This window comes from Bacillus pseudomycoides DSM 12442 (assembly GCF_000161455.1).
Classification (GTDB): domain Bacteria; phylum Bacillota; class Bacilli; order Bacillales; family Bacillaceae_G; genus Bacillus_A; species Bacillus_A pseudomycoides.
On record NZ_CM000745.1, the window covers coordinates 3,760,328 to 3,777,261 of the forward strand.

A 16,934-nucleotide genomic window follows, 5' to 3' on the forward strand; every position below is an offset into this window, starting at 1 on the left:
CATGCAATTTTACGCATGGGATGCATCATTATCGAACTGTTTTAATTCACGAACAAGTCGTGCAATTGGTAATCCCACTACACTGTAGTAATCTCCCTGAATATGTTGAACAAAGATAGAACCTTTTCCTTGAATACCGTAACTTCCAGCCTTATCAAGTGGTTCTTTCGTCGCAATATACGCATCAACCTCTTCTTCTGTTAACTCCCAAAACGTAACTTCTGTACGTTCGTAGAAAGTTACTGTTTTTTCTTTTGAAATGAGCGCAACGCCTGTATATACTTCATGTGTTTTTCCTGATAATAGTTGCAGTATTTCTTTCGCTTCCGCTTCATCTTTAGGCTTTCCAAGAATACGCGATTCATATGTAACAATTGTATCTGCACCTAATACCACACTATCTTCTTGATTTTCTACTACAGCAGACGCTTTTTGCAAAGCAAGTGACATCACAATATCAGCGGGCGATGAATACGCACCGATTGTTTCTTCTATTTCACTCACAACAATTTCAAATGGTACACCCGCTAGTTCAAGTAATTCCTTCCGGCGCGGTGACCCAGATGCTAAAATAAGTTTTTTCATATATGCTCCTTTCTTACATAAAGCAGAAAAATATAGCTTGATCGTATCAAACAAATACCTTTCCTACAAATTGCAAAAACATCATTTTCTTTTTAAGAAATGATGTTTTATCACTATAAGGTGAAAACATTTCTATAGCTATATAATTCAAAAGAAAAGAAAGAAGTATGCATACTTCTTTCCTCTTATTCCATTATCCTACTCTTTGGCTTTTTGCGAAACCACTTTTTCATAAGAAAGCAAACCATCAATGATAACTTGATTCAATTTAGCTACTGCTTCTTTATCAGTCTTTCCTTCTTTTATTGTTTGCACAGCTACTGATGCATACGTATATATTTTTTTTACATCCTCACGCTTAATTGATTTCCCCTCTTTTTCAATTGCCTTCCATTCCTTTTCAATCGCTTCTATTTCTTTTGAATTACTTTTACTTCCAGGTTGTATACTAGTCGCGTATTTTACAAAATGGACGTATAAGAGTTGTAACTTACTTAACAATGGACCAGATTCTTTATCGCTTTTCAGCAATGCCCGATCTGTAATTTCCCATTTCTTTTTCAAAACTGATACGCCATCTTTCTTATATTGTCCGATTAATTTATCTAACGATTGCTCATCACTAGCAATTCCAACTACAAGTGAATACTTATCATCAGTCGGTTTAATCGCTGCTATGCCCCCATTGTCTTTCCATTCCTGAGTAGCTGCCTGTCCTTTTTCTTCAGAAGAATAGAGACCTCCCTGAACGAAATATAAAGTGATTGGTTCTAAAGCAGCTGCATTCCCCACCTTTTGTTTTTCTTCTTTTTTCTCCCCAGCTGTTACTTCTTTTTGCTCTGCTCCATTATTCTTTTCTCCACTTGTTATCGTAGCTTCCCGAACTGTACCTTGTCCCGTTAACAAGTGAAGCATTCCCATCCCTAATACTGTGCCAATGATAACCGCAGTAGCAACTGTAAAAATAAGCACATTATTCCATTTCTTTCGGTGCTGCCGGATAGATGGTAACTTGTTTTTTTGAAAGGGCACTACATTTTGCGACGTTTCACTATCAACTACCATCCAATCAAATTCTTCCTTTTCTTTCTGCTTTTCTTCATACTTTGCTTCCGTTCCGTTTACTTTAACCGAGATTGTTCGTGATTGCTTGTCCATACCCTCACACCTCACCTCTTATCATTGTCCGCATCATATCATATTCACTTCACAAAAAAACGAGATATCTGTCGGAGGGATTCGTCAAATTTTCCCATATAGTTATCTTATCCCGCATTAATAGGCAGTAATATCCCCCACCTCAAAATTGCGGATAAAAATTATGAAGGTTGCTAGGGGATAAACTGCCCCTAAAAGCCCGATTGGTGAAGGCTAACCATCAGTGGGAAATAAAAAAACCTCCACTGATGGAAGTTTCACTTTATATGTATGTATTTGACTGCATTTGTAGAACAAAAAACTAGGGCAGCAAGTTGCTGTCCTAGTTTTTTTCACGAATGTATTTTCTAACTTCTGAAATAAAGTAAAGAGAGCCTGTTATGATGAAAACATCATTTTCTTGGAGGTTGTTCATTTTCGCATCAATAGCTTCTTTCCAATTCTCAAAAACTTGTTTTGTTTCCTTACGTGAGTAAGCTGCAAGCTCCTCAGCAGAAATCGCACGATCAAATGTGAATGTTGTAAAAGTCATTTCATCTGCAATTGTTTCTAATTGCCCTACCATATTGTCTAGCTGTTTATCACCTAAAGCGGTAAATAAAACAAGGATGTTTTTATCGTTATAATGAGCCTTTACTGTTTTCACAAGGCTTGCAATTCCTTCTGGATTATGAGCTCCATCTATAATTACGTCCGGATTGCTTTGCAGTCGTTCAAATCGGCCAATCCAATATGCTTCACTTAATCCTACGCCAATATGCTCTTCCTCCATTAAGAATGATAGGTATGTTTTAAGATACATAATCCCCATCAACGCCAATGCTGCATTTCCGACTTGATGACTTCCTTTCATCGAAATCTGAACTTCCTCAAATGAAGCAAACGGGCAAGAAAAATCAAAATGCTCTCCATCTTCATCGGAACGCCGATGAACAGCTGTAAATTGCTTTCCAAACTCATATAGATTTGCATTCTTTTCCTGAGCAATCTTTTGGATAACCTCAAGTGCTTCTTCATCCTGCACACCAGTAATAACGGGAACTCCTGATTTAATAATTCCTGCTTTTTCGTACGCAATTTCAGCTAATGTATTCCCTAAAATATGCATATGATCATGGCCGATATTTGTAATCATTGTAAGAACTGGATGAACTACATTTGTAGAATCAAAACGACCACCAAGCCCTGTTTCAAACAAGACGATGTCACAGAAGTTTATTTTACCAAAATAGCAGATTGCCATTACTGTAATAATTTCAAACTCCGTTGCTTCTCCTAAATCTGTTTCATCTAATTTTTCAACAACCGGTTTTACCATATTTACAAGCTCAGTAATTTCTTTATCTGCAATCGGTGTACCGTTAACACTAATTCGCTCATTAAATGTTTCAATGTATGGAGACGTAAATGTACCAACTTTATATTTTCCCGCCTCTAGCATATAACGCATATATGTTAAAGTTGAACCTTTTCCATTTGTTCCTGCAAGATGAACGCATTTTATGTGACGTTCAGGATTTCCAAGCTCCCCTAGCATCCACTGCATTCTCTCTAATCCTGGTTTAATTCCAAACTTTAATCGGCTATGAATCCAATCTATCGCTTCTTCGTATGTATGTACCACGCTTGCCATTCCCCTTTCAAATCAATAAAAAAGAACTAAAACAAAGAATTATTCTAGCTCTATTATACGCAAATAAAAGAGACTCACCAATATGGCGAGTCTCTTTCGAATGACTTTATTTTTGAAGATCAGCTAGACGTTGACGAACTGCTTCGCGTTTTTCTAGATAATCTTGCTCTTTTGCACGCTCTCCTTCAATAACTGCCGCTGGTGCTTTTGCTACGAAACCTTGGTTTGCAAGTTTCTTCTGTACACGTTCTACTTCTTTATCGAACTTCTCAAGTTCTTTTTCAAGACGCGCTTTCTCTTCATCAAGATTGATAAGATCAGCTAACGGTAAGAATAACTCTGCACCTGATACGATTGCAGTCATCGCTTTTTCTGGCGCTTGTAAATCAGTCTTAATTGTTAATTCACTTGGATTACAGAAACGCTCAATGTAAGAGCTATTTTTCATAAGCTGTGCTAGTACTGCTTCGTCTTTTGCTTTAATTTGCATTTGAACTTTTTTGCTCATTGGCGTATTTACTTCAGCACGAATGTTTCGAACAGAGCGAATGATATCAACTAGAAGGTGCATTTCTGCTGCCGCTTCTTTATCTTGTAAATCTTCGCGAACTGTCGGCCATGCTGCTACTGTAATAGATTCACCTTCATGCGGTAAGTGTTGCCAAATCTTCTCTGTTACGAATGGCATGAATGGGTGTAGTAGACGCATCGTTTGGTCTAGTACGTATGCTAGAATTGAACGAGTTGTTTTCTTAGCCACTTCATCTTCACCATATAATGGAAGTTTCGCCATTTCAATATACCAATCACAGAAATCATCCCAAATGAAGTTGTATAATGAACGGCCAGCTTCACCGAACTCATATTTATCCATGTTACGTGTTACACTTTCAATCGTTTCATTTAAGCGGGTTAAAATCCACTTATCTGCAACTGATTTTTCACCAGTTAAATCGATATCTTCATATTTCATGTCATCCATGTTCATTAATACGAAACGGGATGCATTCCAAATTTTATTAATGAAGTTCCAAGTAGATTCTACTTTCTCCATGCTGAAGCGTAAATCTTGTCCTGGTGCACTTCCTGTTGATAAGAAGAAGCGCATTGCATCTGCACCGTACTTATCAATAACATCCATTGGATCAATACCGTTACCAAGAGATTTACTCATTTTACGTCCTTGCTCATCACGAACTAAACCGTGAATTAATACGTCTTTAAATGGGCGCTCTCCTGTAAACTCTAAACCTTGGAAAATCATACGAGATACCCAGAAGAAGATGATATCATAACCAGTTACTAGAGCATCTGTTGAATAGTAACGTTTGAAGTCTTCTGCATCTTCATTCGGCCAACCAAGTGTTGAGAATGGCCATAACGCTGAGCTAAACCATGTATCAAGTACGTCGTTATCTTGATTCCAGTTTTCAATATCTGCTGGTGCTTCCGTACCTACGTATACTTCACCAGTTTCTTTATGATACCAAGCTGGAATGCGGTGTCCCCACCATAATTGACGAGAAATACACCAGTCGTGAATGTTTTCCATCCAGCGTAAGTATGTGTTCTCGAAACGCTCTGGTACGAACGTTACTTTTTCTTCTTCTTTTTGTTGAAGTTCTACTGCCTTTTCTGCAAGTGGTCCCATTTTTACGAACCATTGTGTTGATAAGTAAGGCTCAACAACTGCACCGCTACGCTCACTATGTCCTACTGAATGCATATGAGGCTCGATTTCTACTAATACGCCAGCATCTTGTAAGTCTTTTACTAACTCTTTACGGCATTCGAAACGATCCATACCGTTATACTTACCAGCTTTTTCGTTCATCGTTCCATCTTCGTTCATTACTAAAATACGAGGTAAGTCATGTCGGTTACCTACTTCAAAGTCATTCGGATCATGAGCTGGTGTAATTTTCACAACGCCTGTTCCGAAATCTTTTTCTACGTACTCATCAGCAATAATCGGAATTTCACGGCCTACGATTGGAAGTGTAACTGTTTTTCCGATTAAATGCTTGTAACGATCATCTTCTGGATGAACTGCTACTGCTGTATCGCCAAGCATTGTTTCTGGACGAGTTGTCGCAAGTCGAATGTGACCAGATCCATCTGTCAATGGGTAGTTCATATGGTAGAATGCACCTTGAATCTCTTTATGAATTACTTCAATATCAGAAAGAGCTGTGCGTGTTGCTGGATCCCAGTTAATAATATATTCACCGCGGTAAATTAAACCTTTTTCGTATAATTGAACGAATACTTTATTAACCGCATCAGATAAACCTTCGTCTAATGTAAAGCGCTCACGAGAGTAATCTAATCCTAAACCAACTTTTCCCCATTGCTGACGAATGTGAGAAGCATATTCTTCTTTCCATTCCCATGCTTTCTCAAGGAATTTCTCACGGCCAAGATCGTAACGTGAAATACCTTCTTCACGAAGTTTTCCTTCTACTTTTGCCTGTGTTGCGATACCAGCATGGTCCATTCCTGGAAGCCATAATACATCGTAACCTTGCATACGCTTTGTACGCGTCAAAATATCTTGAAGCGTCGTATCCCAAGCGTGCCCTAAGTGCAGTTTACCTGTTACGTTTGGAGGCGGGATTACAATTGTATACGGCTGTTTTTCCGCATCTCCTTTTGCTTCGAAATATTTGCCGTCTAGCCACCATTTATAAAGGCCTTCTTCAACGGACATATGATCATATTTAGTCGGTAAATTCTTTTCCGTATTTGACATTATTTTCCCTCCTTAAAATAAAAAATGCCCCTCATCCAAAAAGGACGAGGGACATCGTGGTACCACCTTTATTTACAAACAAATTCAAAATTTGCTTATACTCTTAATTTGATAACGGACAGATCCGTCTTTTCCTAATGAGAATGACTCCGTTCAGAAAAGATGCTCCAGAGCTACCTTCTAACATGACTATCTAGAGAATCTCACAGCTAATAATTCTCCTCTCTGCAGACGTTTAATGTTATACTCTTCCCCTTCAACGCATTTATATAATTGTTATTTATTATATACAATAGTGTAAAAAACGAAACCATATTCGTCAAGATAAAAATATTTTTCAGCAAGTTTCTACAATTAATAAATTCTATTTTGATAAAAACAACATACAATTACCAATCAGCTTAACTAAATTCCCTGTAATATATACACGGAAAATGAAGGTATGCAGCACAAGCACCTTAGGTACTTACCCCGCATACTGTAATATTACCCTTTCATCTTTTAAGGTTCATGTGCAGCAATAGCCTTTCTATACGGAGGAATGATTATGCGACGATACCGACGCACCTACAATTTTTCGGCCCCTTCATGGGTTAGAAATTTACAAACGATGTTTGCTGATTTTGCAATTCCCCTTACGATTTTCCAAGGGATTCGTACATTACTACTTCCAACTTTCTTAGATTTCATCATCCTTATCATCTTTGTTGTAGCAACGATTCGCTTGCATTTTCAGCCGTAGCCTCAAGGACACTTGAGACTACGGCTGTTACTCATTCCCTTGCTGCGCTGCTTGAAATTGTGAAATAAAATACTCTATATTACTTACAAGCCAATGCGCTTGTTGTAACATTTTCACACCTTGAAGTTCTTGCTTTTCACTACGGCTCTGCTGTTTGCTTGTATAAGATTGGATTTGTCGAATAAATGGGGACGGATATGTTAGATACGCAAACATAAGGAGTTGTTCTTCTTTCGTAAACGGAAAATTCTTTTGATACACCTGATACCATTCAAAGCGATCGCTTCTCGTAATTGGATATGTGTTCAATGAGCGGGAATAAAAGCGAACAAGATCTTGAACTGGTGTTGCAAATTGAGACCTTTCTAAACTAATAAAATAACCATTTCGTTCATAATCGAATAAAAAATGATTCATCGATACATTGCCATGAATAAAAGAAACTCGTGTTTTTTCTTTTTCTTTCATCGCTTCATTCCACTCCGAAAGCTGTTTCGTTGCAAATTCACGCGCCCTCATCACATGATGAAAATACGTACAATACTGCAATTCAAACGGCGACATATACCATTTCGCCTCAGACTCTACGAGGAATTGCTCTAAGAATTCTCCATCTTTCTCCCAACGATCAGAGACATTTGTATAATGCTCCTCTAACGCTTCTTCAGTATACGTTTCTTCTTTTACCGTCCTTTGATGAAGCAGCGCTAGCGTCTGAAACATTTTATGATATTGATCATTGTCCTCTCCGTTCCCTTCTGCTCGCTCAAGCCAAGGCATTAAATAATAACTATATGTTTCGTCACTCAAAATATGATTTCCATCTGTCGCATGGTAAATCGGTACATAATGTGTAAATCCCTTTTCACGTAAAAATTGAACATGATACATTAAATTATTTCGCTTCAATCGATGAGATGGTAATTTTTTCAATGCATATGGACCTTGATTCGTATAAATTTTTATTACACTCCCATGCTCTTCCATATGGTGGGCATCCAATTGATACCGCTGTACGATCGGCGCATAACGATCTCGCAATTCTATATCCATACGAATGATCCTTTCTCATTCAAAAACGTAAGATGAACTATGGTAAAAGAAAAGAGATGAGTGGAGAAAATTCTCCACTCACTTTGTCTTTGCTTTTGACACAGGTATATATATAATTTGCCCTGCAGTTAAATATACATCATCTGTTTGATTCACACGATGTAAATGCTGGACCGACGTTTCATATCGATCCGCAACCGATTCAATTGTATCCCCTTCTTGCACAAAATACATACGTAATTTCGTAAATTCTTCTTCCGGCTCTTTCGTAAACAATTTTGTTAAATATAATGCATTTTCATCCCGTTGTGAGTATGCCGTTTCTGCTTCTTCCTGTAATTCCTTTTCCTTCTTTTTCTGAAAATCCTTCCGGCCAAAGAATTCAAACTGTGGTGTAGTTTCTTTTGCTTCCTCTTCTCGTTCTTCCTCTTCATGTTCTTCTAGATCTTCTACCTCTTCTTCTAATTCTTGTTCTTTGCGCTCCTCTAATTGGAAAGGCTCAAATGCATAATCTTCCCATCCGTTTGATTCTGTATGAACTGTTACTTCTTCCACTTCTACCGGCAATGTATCCTCATCCACCAGTTTTATTTCCTCGGTTCTATCAACTTCCACATTCTCTATCTCTTCCTCTTGCACTTCATTCTGTATTCTCTCATCCTCACATAATCCAGATATCGATATGTCCGCTAATAGCTGTAAACAACCATTTTCCTTTAATTCATAATCGAATTCCTCAATGGAAACATACAATTCTTCAACTTGTTTCACTCGGTTTCGTGGAATCGAAATTTCTAACGGAAAAGAGTGCACAAGTTCGTTTACACCATCTTCTCGCGTTTCTACATAATCAATGGATTTCGCTGGAGATAAATCTCGTAATGAAAACGCAGAATCATCTTGCCTTGCAACATATTCTCCCGTTAAATCCAATTGACCTCTCACAATTACTTCGTATTCAAGCTCTTCTATCTCAACGTCTGGATCTAACGAAATTGACAAAAGTTCTTCGACTTCCTGTCCTTTTTGGAACCAAACCGATTCTTTTAATGAAAAACGTAATGAATGATCTGTTGCCACTTCTTTTCCCCCTCCCAAACTGTATGTCATTACAGGTTTATGTGTCTCGGAATCATTTTATGAGTAAAAAATCGAACTGCACATGTGATCTTCCTATTCATTTTTCATATATCGACGCTTTTTAAAATATATCGGCATTCCGACAATATGCGACATGATCTCTAGTCATTAATAAAAAGGTTGCCAGGACGATCCCGGCAACCTTTTTATTTACGCTTTTAATTTCGACATCGCAATTTCTGCCGCTGCAATTGTCGCTTCAATATCTGCATCACTATGTGCTGTTGATAAGAATAATCCTTCAAATTGAGAAGGTGGTAAGAATACACCTTGCTCTACCATTTCACGATAGTAAGCTGCGAAGAACTCTAAGTTAGACGTTTTTGCTGCATCGTAGTTAATAACTGGTTCATTCGTGAAGAATATACCTATCATTGAACCTGCGCGGTTTATATGATGCGGAATACCGTGTTTTTCAGCCGCTTTACGCAGGCCATTTTCTAACATTTCAGCTTTACGCTCAAACTCTTGATAACACTCTGGCGTTAATTGTACTAATGTTTCATAACCTGCAGTCATTGCTAAAGGATTACCAGATAATGTACCTGCTTGGTAAATCGGTCCGCTCGGTGCAACTTGGCGCATAATTTCCGCTTTACCACCGTATGCTCCTACTGGTAGGCCGCCACCGATTACTTTTCCTAAACAAGTTAAATCAGGTGTTACACCGTAATAACCTTGTCCACAGTTGTAAGCAACGCGGAATCCTGTCATCACTTCATCAAAAATAAGCAATGCACCATTTTGCTTTGTCACTTCACGAAGTCCTTCTAAAAATCCTTGTTGTGGTGGAACTACTCCCATATTCCCTGCCACTGGCTCTACGATAACACAAGCAATATCGTCACCGAATTGCTCGAACGCATATTTTACACTCTCCAAATCGTTATACGCTACTGTAATCGTATTTTTCGCTACACCTTCAGGTACACCTGGGCTATCTGGTAAACCAAGCGTCGCAACACCTGAACCTGCTTTAATTAATAGCGAATCACCATGACCATGGTAACAACCAATAAATTTCAAAATTTTATTACGACCTGTATAACCACGTGCTAGACGAAGGGCACTCATCGTCGCTTCTGTTCCTGAATTTACCATACGTACAATTTCAATCGATGGCACACGCTCAATTACAAGCTGCGCTAATTTATTTTCAATCTCTGTTGGCGCACCAAAGCTCGTTCCTTTTTCAGCAACAGCTTTTAATGATTCCACAACACGTTCATTTGCATGTCCGTGAATAAGCGGTCCCCATGATAATACGTAGTCGATATATTCGTTCCCGTCAATATCATACACTTTAGAGCCTTTTCCGCGCTCCATAAAAAGCGGATTCATACCAACGGACTTAAATGCACGAACTGGGCTATTTACGCCGCCAGGCATTAAATCTTGCGCTGTTTCAAACGCTTCAATCGATTTATCAAACTTTTTCATTATTGTATTCCTCCTTCTTGTAACCATCGTGCTGCGTCTTTCGCATGATACGTAATAATTAAATCTGCTCCTGCACGTTTCATGCTCAATAGTTTCTCAAGTACAATCTCTTTTTCATTAATCCAACCATTTTGCGCTGCCGCTTTAATCATTGAGTATTCTCCGCTCACATTATAAGCCACGATTGGTAAATTGAAATTGTTTTTCACATCGCGAATGATATCTAAGTAAGAAAGGGCCGGTTTTACAATTAAGAAATCCGCTCCTTCCATTACATCTGATTCAGCCTCACGGAATGCTTCCATACGGTTTGCTGGATCCATTTGATACGTTTTACGATCACCAAATTGCGGTGCACCGTGCGCAGCATCGCGGAATGGACCGTAAAATGCAGACGAGTATTTCACAGCGTATGACATAACCGGTACGTGTGCAAAACCGTTCTCATCTAACGCATGGCGAATCGCCGTTACAAATCCATCCATCATGTTAGATGGTGCGATAATATCTGCTCCTGCTTTTGCTTGGCTCACTGCTGTTTTTGCAAGAACTTCAAGTGATTCATCATTTAAAATGATTCCATCCTCAATAACCCCGCAATGCCCATGGCTTGTATATTGGCATAAACATGTATCCGCCACTACTACTAACTCTGGAAACTGCTCTTTAATTTGTTTGATCGCACGTTGTACAATGCCGTGTTCACAAAATGCAGAAGATCCAACTTCATCTTTTTCAGCAGGCAAACCAAATACGATAACAGAACGAATACCTAAATCTACCACTTCTTGCATTTCAGCTTGCAGAAGATCTAAAGAAATTTGATATACATCCGGCATAGAAGGAACTTCGTTACGAACATTCTCTCCTTCTAATACAAAAATAGGATAAATAAAATCTTCTGTATGTAAAAATGTTTCACGTACAAGCGCACGCATATTTTTGCTTTGTCTTAAACGACGATGACGATTAAATTGTAAAGAATTCATAGATTTCTATCTCCCATTCTTTTTATTTAGACTATGCATTTTGATTATATTTTGAAATGCACTGTATTAATGCTTCTACTGTATATTCTTTTGGAACGATTACACCAGCAAAATAACGCCTTGCCTCTTGCTCTGTTATCGGTCCTATACAAGCAATTGTACATTTTTTTGTCCATTCTCTCCAGTTTGTGCCCTCAAGTAATTTCACAAAGCTTGTAACAGTAGAGGGACTCGTAAATGTAACAACATCTACCTTACCTAACTCTAGAGCTGCGATAAGGTCTAGCTGCTTCTCATGATTTGTTTTCGTTTCATACACGACAAATTCTTCTAAAAACACATCAAGATCGCGGAGTTTATTTGGAATAATATCTCTAGCTAAATTCCCTTTTGGAAATAAAATGCGTTCTGTCCCGTTTAACTCTCTTACAAATTCTAAAACGAAAGCTTCCGCGACAAAAGTCTTTGGGACAAAATGAACCTCATAACCCCGCTTTTCTAATTCTTGTCCTGTTTTCACCCCTACTGCAGCAATGCGAACAGTAGGGGGTATTTCCTGACACAAACCATCTAAAAAAAACTCACACCATTTTTACTCGTAAAAATAACCCAGTCATATGTATGAAGCTGCTGAGATATACCTTGAAATTCCTGCTGAGATACACCTTCTATATGCAAAAGCGGAATTTCCAATGGAATTCCGCCCTGTTTTTTCACCGCTACACTCATTTGTTTTGCTTGATGCTGGGCACGCGTAATCAGTACTGTTTTGCCAGCAAGAGCATCCATGATTAATGTTGCTCCTTATTCGCAGCAAGAATGAGCTCTTTTGCTCCTTGCTTAATTAAACGATCCGCTGCCTCTAAGCCAACTTGCTCTGGATTCACACCTGTGACAATTTCTTTTAACAAGACTGAACCATCCATAGAACCGACAAGAGCTGTTAATTCAATTTCATCATTCTTCTGAAGCGTTGCATAACCAGCGATCGGTACTTGGCAACCACCTTCAAGTTTATGAAGGAATACTCGTTCAGCCGCTACTGTTCGTTCTGTTACAGCATCATTCATATGTGATAATAATTGCAATAGATCTGCATCATCCTCACGACATTCAATCGCTAAGGCACCTTGTCCTACAGCTGGTACACATAATGTTTCATCTAAGTGTTCTGTAATTACATCATCATCCCAGCCCATTCTCTGCAATCCAGCCGTTGCTAAAATGATTGCATCATAATCTTCTTCTTTTAATTTACGTAATCTCGTATCAATATTTCCACGAATCCACTTCACTTGTAAATCTGGTCTAGCAGCGAGTAACTGCGCACTACGTCGTAAACTACTCGTACCAAGAATTGCACCTTCTGCTAAGTCCTCAAATGATTCCCCGTTTTTTGAGATGAACGCATCACGCGGATCGACACGCTTTGGTATACACCCAATTGTTAATCCATCTGGAAGTACAGCTGGCATATCCTTCATACTATGTACAGCCATATCGATTTCTTTCATAAGTAGTGCGTGTTCAATTTCTTTTACAAACAAGCCTTTCCCACCTACTTTAGAAAGCGTCACATCTAAAATAACATCACCTTTTGTAACAATTTCTTTCACTTCAAATTCATATGGTAAACCAAGCGCTTTTAATTGATCAATAAACCAATTTGTTTGTGTTAATGCTAGCTTACTCTTTCTTGAACCTACAATAATTTTGCGCATAATGTTCTCTCCTCATTATAAATACCAAAAGTGGAAGTTGGATAAACTGCTTAATAGAAAAATATTGATTAACATAACGAGAAAGGCTCCAATGTTCCAGTTTATAATTTTCTTACCTTGCAATATATCTGACCCTCGTAAATATAGACCCATGCAATAGACAAACAAAACAACAAAAGACCCGATTACTTTCGTGTCATACCAATGGAAATTATCTAGTTTTGTATATCCCCATATACATCCAAGCAAAATAGCTAATAGGAAAAACGGAACAGAAAATAAATTTAATCCATATGACATCGACTCAAGCTTCGGTAAGTTTCCTAACCTTCTTAATCTTGCATTCCATTTTTTTTGTTTTAATAATCGATATTGCAACAAGTACATAATGGAAAAAATAAACGATACTGTAAACGCCGCATAGGAAATAATCGCCATTCCTACATGCACGTATACAAGCTCTGAAACTAATTGATGTGCGAGTACAGGCGACATTTTTCCGAGCGGAGTGAAAATAGAAAAAGCGCTTACGCCAAAAGCAATGACATTTGTAAAAAAGACTAAAAAGTCAATGCGCATAAATCGATTGATTACGAGTGACATTGTAATTAATAGCCACACATAAAAATAAATCCCTGACAATAATGTCAAAATCGGATTCGTCTCTGATTCCATAGCTCGAAGTAACATAAAAATAGACTGTAATACCCATACAATCGCAAGTAACCAAAAAGCAATTCGATTCGCCTTTCGGTTACTTTGGAAATAATCTATAAAATATAAACTAATGCTACAAGCATATAAAATAATTGCGATATGATAAATAATACTATTATTTAAAAAACCCATCCGATCATCCTTCCAGTTATAAAGATGGAACGGATGCTGTCCACACTCGTTTATGCTCTGGTTCTTCAATATGTTCCATGGCCGCTTCTTGCACTTCTAAATCAAAAATTTTCGCAAATAAAGCGAGCTTTTCCGTAGCTCCCTCTTCGGCCGCTAACTCTTTCGCTACTAAAATTGGATCCTTTAGCAGTTGATTGATAATACTTTTCGTATGCTTACTAATCACTTTTCTTTCACGATCACTAAGCGTTGGAATTTTTCGTTCAAGACTTTGCATCGTATCACTTTGAATCGCTAATGCTTTATCACGTAAAGCTGATATTAAAGGAACAACGCCAAGCGTATTTAACCAAGCTTTAAATATAACGATTTCCTCTTCGATCATAAGCTGAATTTTTTCCGCCTCTTTCAAACGTTCAGAACGATTGGCTTCTACTACACCTTGTAAATCATCAATATCGTACAAGAAAGAACCTTCTAGCTCATCGATTGTCGGATCAATATCACGCGGCACTGCAATATCTACCATAAATAATGGACGACCACAGCGTATACGCTCCACTCTTGTCATCATTTCTTTCGTAATCACGTAATCTGAAGCACCAGTTGAACTAATTAAAATATCCGCTTCTAAAAGCGCACACTGCAATTCACTTAACGGTTTTGCATGCCCCATATATTTCTCGGCCATTGTTTCCGCTTTCGTAAACGTACGGTTCATAACGGTCACTTTACGAGCTCCGCTTCCATATAAGTTTTGCAGGGCAAGTTCACCCATCTTTCCAGCGCCAAGAATCAAAACATGACAGTCTGTTAAATCGCCGAAAATTTTCTTTCCAAGTTCAACAGCAGCATAGCTAACAGACATGGCACTTTCACCAATTGCTGTTTCTGAATGCGCACGCTTTGCTAACGTAATGACTTGTTTGAACAATTCATTAAAAATTGTCCCTGTTGCTTTCACTTTTTGCGCCTCTAAGAAGCTATTTCGAATTTGTCCTAAGATTTGTGTTTCACCCACTACCATAGAATCTAATCCGCACGTTACACGGAATAAATGTTCCACGGCACCATCTTGTTCAAAAATAGACAAATATGGTGAAACCTCTTCTATACCAAGCTGAAACCAATCAGCTAAAAATTTCTTAATGTAATATCGTCCCGTGTGTAATTGATCGACGACAGCATAGATTTCTGTGCGGTTACACGTTGATACAATGACATTTTCTAACACGCTCTTTTGATTTTGTAACGTTGTCATTGCCTGCTCTAACTCCGCTGCCTGAAATGTTAGTTTCTCACGAAATTCTACAGGGGCTGTTCGATAATTTACACCAACAACAAGAATATGCACGCAGCATGTCCCCCTTCAACCGTTTTATCACCTTATCTACTATCATAATACAACTTTCCTGTTATGAATCTGACAATCGTGTGAACATCAACAAATTATTTTTTCTGCTTTTCACACCTAGCAGGAAATACATTACTCATCTGACTATATAAATGCAAATTGAAAAAACGACATAAAACCTAATCTTTAGGTGGGAGAGAGCATCCAGCCACGCATAGAAGCGGTCAGATCCTCTCCCTGCCCCATGCCAAGTTAAAACAAAGAGAGAAAACGAGTACATGTCACCTTTTGTTCTTCATAACAGCGACTTATATGTTAGAAAATCAAAATGTATATATACCTTACTTTATAATCATTATAAAATAATAACTCTATTTGTACGTTACCAAAAAAATCTATCAGAATCAAGTGATGGAAACTATTCCATACGAATTGAAATACTCTCTTTCTCTATCTTCTTTCATCATACAGAAAAATATGTATGATTGTTCCAAAATGTAACAACTTCTTTCATGTGACACATTACTCAAAATTTTTTCGTTGCAATGTATTTGACATCTCATTTCTTTTTCGTTATATTTATTTTACAAAATTTAATTGTGCACAATTAAAAAGGAGGGATGCTCATGAAAGATAATCCTTTGCATCTCGATAATCAGCTTTGCTTTTCTATTTATGCTTGCTCTAGGGAAGTAACACGCTTTTATCGACCTTATTTAGAAGAAATGGGTATTACGTATCCACAGTACATTACATTATTAGTACTTTGGGAGCAAGATGGATTAACTGTAAAAGAAATTGGTGAACGTCTATTTTTAGATTCCGGCACTTTAACCCCTATGTTAAAACGCATGGAAACATTAGGATTAGTTAAACGTGTTCGTTCTAAGGAAGATGAACGCAAGGTGTGCATTGAACTAACAGAACAAGGACACGCTTTAAAAGAAAAAGCATGTTCATTGCCAAAAACCATTGCTATCAATTTAGGAATTACAGAGCAAGAATACCGATCATTATTAGTTCAATTAAATAAATTAATTGAAACCATGAAACCAATAAATGATAGAAAAGGGGAATAAGGATGGAAAAATTATACACAGCAACTGTAACTGCAACAGGTGGAAGAAACGGGAAAGTTGTTTCTGAAGACGGCATTCTAAACCTTGATGTGAAGATGCCAAAAGCATTAGGCGGTATGGGCGGCGAAGCAACGAACCCAGAACAATTATTTGCAGCTGGTTATGCAGCATGCTTTGATAGTGCATTACAACTTGTTATTCGTACAAAACGTGTAAAAGTAGAAAGTACAGAAGTGACAGCTCATATTTCAATTGGGAAAGATACGGACGGTGGTTTTGGATTATCTGCTGTACTTGATGTACGTGTAGCTGGCGTTTCTCATGCTGAAGCACGAGAGCTTGTAGAAGCTGCACATGGCGTATGTCCATATTCAAAAGCGACTAGAGGAAATATTGAAGTTACATTAAACGTACTATAAGTAAACAAAAAAACGTGCGA

At 38.0% G+C, this 16,934-nt stretch carries 14 protein-coding genes, 1 pseudogene and 1 other annotated feature; of the genes and pseudogenes, 3 read left to right on the plus strand and 12 right to left on the minus strand.

Annotated elements, in window-relative coordinates; all coding sequences use genetic code 11:
• Positions 1 to 9: 9 nt before the first annotated feature.
• The 4 genes from BPMYX0001_RS19125 to BPMYX0001_RS19140 all read right to left on the minus strand — a co-directional run bounded on the left by BPMYX0001_RS19125 (position 10) and on the right by BPMYX0001_RS19140 (position 6,128).
• The gene (locus BPMYX0001_RS19125) at positions 10 to 585 is read right to left on the minus strand and encodes a Maf family protein (protein ID WP_006096066.1); all 576 of its coding nucleotides are present in this window, start codon (positions 583 to 585) and stop codon (positions 10 to 12) included.
• A gap of 198 nt (positions 586 to 783) precedes the next feature.
• Positions 784 to 1,743, minus strand: a complete 960-nt coding sequence (locus BPMYX0001_RS19130; RefSeq protein ID WP_006096067.1) for a hypothetical protein — start codon at positions 1,741 to 1,743, stop codon at positions 784 to 786.
• A gap of 322 nt (positions 1,744 to 2,065) precedes the next feature.
• A complete protein-coding gene (locus BPMYX0001_RS19135; protein WP_033799122.1) occupies positions 2,066 to 3,367 on the minus strand; it encodes a bifunctional folylpolyglutamate synthase/dihydrofolate synthase in 1,302 nt (433 codons plus the stop codon).
• A 115-nt stretch (positions 3,368 to 3,482) separates the two neighbouring features.
• Positions 3,483 to 6,128 (minus strand): valine--tRNA ligase, encoded by a 2,646-nt coding sequence (locus BPMYX0001_RS19140; RefSeq protein WP_003208630.1) that lies wholly within the window; start codon positions 6,126 to 6,128, stop codon positions 3,483 to 3,485.
• Between the two features lie 37 nt (positions 6,129 to 6,165).
• Positions 6,166 to 6,397 (minus strand) — a binding site (T-box leader).
• Positions 6,398 to 6,675: 278 nt separating this feature from the next.
• On the opposite strand from BPMYX0001_RS19140, the gene BPMYX0001_RS19145 reads away from it, so the two are divergent.
• Positions 6,676 to 6,870 carry a hypothetical protein gene (locus BPMYX0001_RS19145; protein WP_018764391.1) on the plus strand — a complete coding sequence of 65 codons (195 nt, stop codon included), beginning with the start codon at positions 6,676 to 6,678 and terminating at the stop codon, positions 6,868 to 6,870.
• Between the two features lie 27 nt (positions 6,871 to 6,897).
• Here the strand turns inward: BPMYX0001_RS19145 and ysxE are convergent, their stop codons facing one another.
• The 8 genes and pseudogenes from ysxE to hemA all read right to left on the minus strand — a co-directional run bounded on the left by ysxE (position 6,898) and on the right by hemA (position 15,416).
• A complete protein-coding gene (ysxE, locus tag BPMYX0001_RS19150) occupies positions 6,898 to 7,923 on the minus strand; it encodes a spore coat protein YsxE (protein ID WP_026008448.1) in 1,026 nt (341 codons plus the stop codon).
• A 78-nt stretch (positions 7,924 to 8,001) separates the two neighbouring features.
• Positions 8,002 to 9,033, minus strand: a complete 1,032-nt coding sequence (spoVID, locus tag BPMYX0001_RS19155) for a stage VI sporulation protein D (protein ID WP_080740069.1) — start codon at positions 9,031 to 9,033, stop codon at positions 8,002 to 8,004.
• Between the two features lie 180 nt (positions 9,034 to 9,213).
• Positions 9,214 to 10,503, minus strand: coding sequence for a glutamate-1-semialdehyde 2,1-aminomutase (hemL, locus tag BPMYX0001_RS19160; RefSeq protein ID WP_006096071.1), 1,290 nt, complete (start codon positions 10,501 to 10,503; stop codon positions 9,214 to 9,216).
• On the minus strand, positions 10,503 to 11,492 hold the full coding sequence (gene hemB, locus BPMYX0001_RS19165; RefSeq protein WP_006096072.1) for a porphobilinogen synthase: 990 nt from the start codon (positions 11,490 to 11,492) through the stop codon (positions 10,503 to 10,505). The genes hemL and hemB overlap by 1 nt, the downstream gene beginning before the upstream one ends.
• A gap of 31 nt (positions 11,493 to 11,523) precedes the next feature.
• Positions 11,524 to 12,281 (minus strand): annotated as a pseudogene (gene hemD, locus BPMYX0001_RS29575) (uroporphyrinogen-III synthase).
• 2 nt (positions 12,282 to 12,283) lie between these two features.
• A complete protein-coding gene (hemC, locus tag BPMYX0001_RS19175) occupies positions 12,284 to 13,213 on the minus strand; it encodes a hydroxymethylbilane synthase (RefSeq protein WP_003200809.1) in 930 nt (309 codons plus the stop codon).
• Positions 13,214 to 13,228: 15 nt separating this feature from the next.
• Positions 13,229 to 14,062 (minus strand): cytochrome c biogenesis protein, encoded by an 834-nt coding sequence (locus tag BPMYX0001_RS19180; protein ID WP_006096075.1) that lies wholly within the window; start codon positions 14,060 to 14,062, stop codon positions 13,229 to 13,231.
• Positions 14,063 to 14,078: 16 nt separating this feature from the next.
• Complete coding sequence (gene hemA, locus BPMYX0001_RS19185; RefSeq protein WP_006096076.1) at positions 14,079 to 15,416, minus strand: glutamyl-tRNA reductase; 1,338 nt, start codon at positions 15,414 to 15,416, stop codon at positions 14,079 to 14,081.
• A gap of 626 nt (positions 15,417 to 16,042) precedes the next feature.
• On the opposite strand from hemA, the gene BPMYX0001_RS19190 reads away from it, so the two are divergent.
• Positions 16,043 to 16,495 carry a MarR family winged helix-turn-helix transcriptional regulator gene (locus BPMYX0001_RS19190; RefSeq protein WP_006096077.1) on the plus strand — a complete coding sequence of 151 codons (453 nt, stop codon included), beginning with the start codon at positions 16,043 to 16,045 and terminating at the stop codon, positions 16,493 to 16,495.
• 2 nt (positions 16,496 to 16,497) lie between these two features.
• Positions 16,498 to 16,914, plus strand: a complete 417-nt coding sequence (locus tag BPMYX0001_RS19195; protein ID WP_003200800.1) for an organic hydroperoxide resistance protein — start codon at positions 16,498 to 16,500, stop codon at positions 16,912 to 16,914.
• The last annotated feature ends 20 nt before the right edge of the window (positions 16,915 to 16,934 follow it).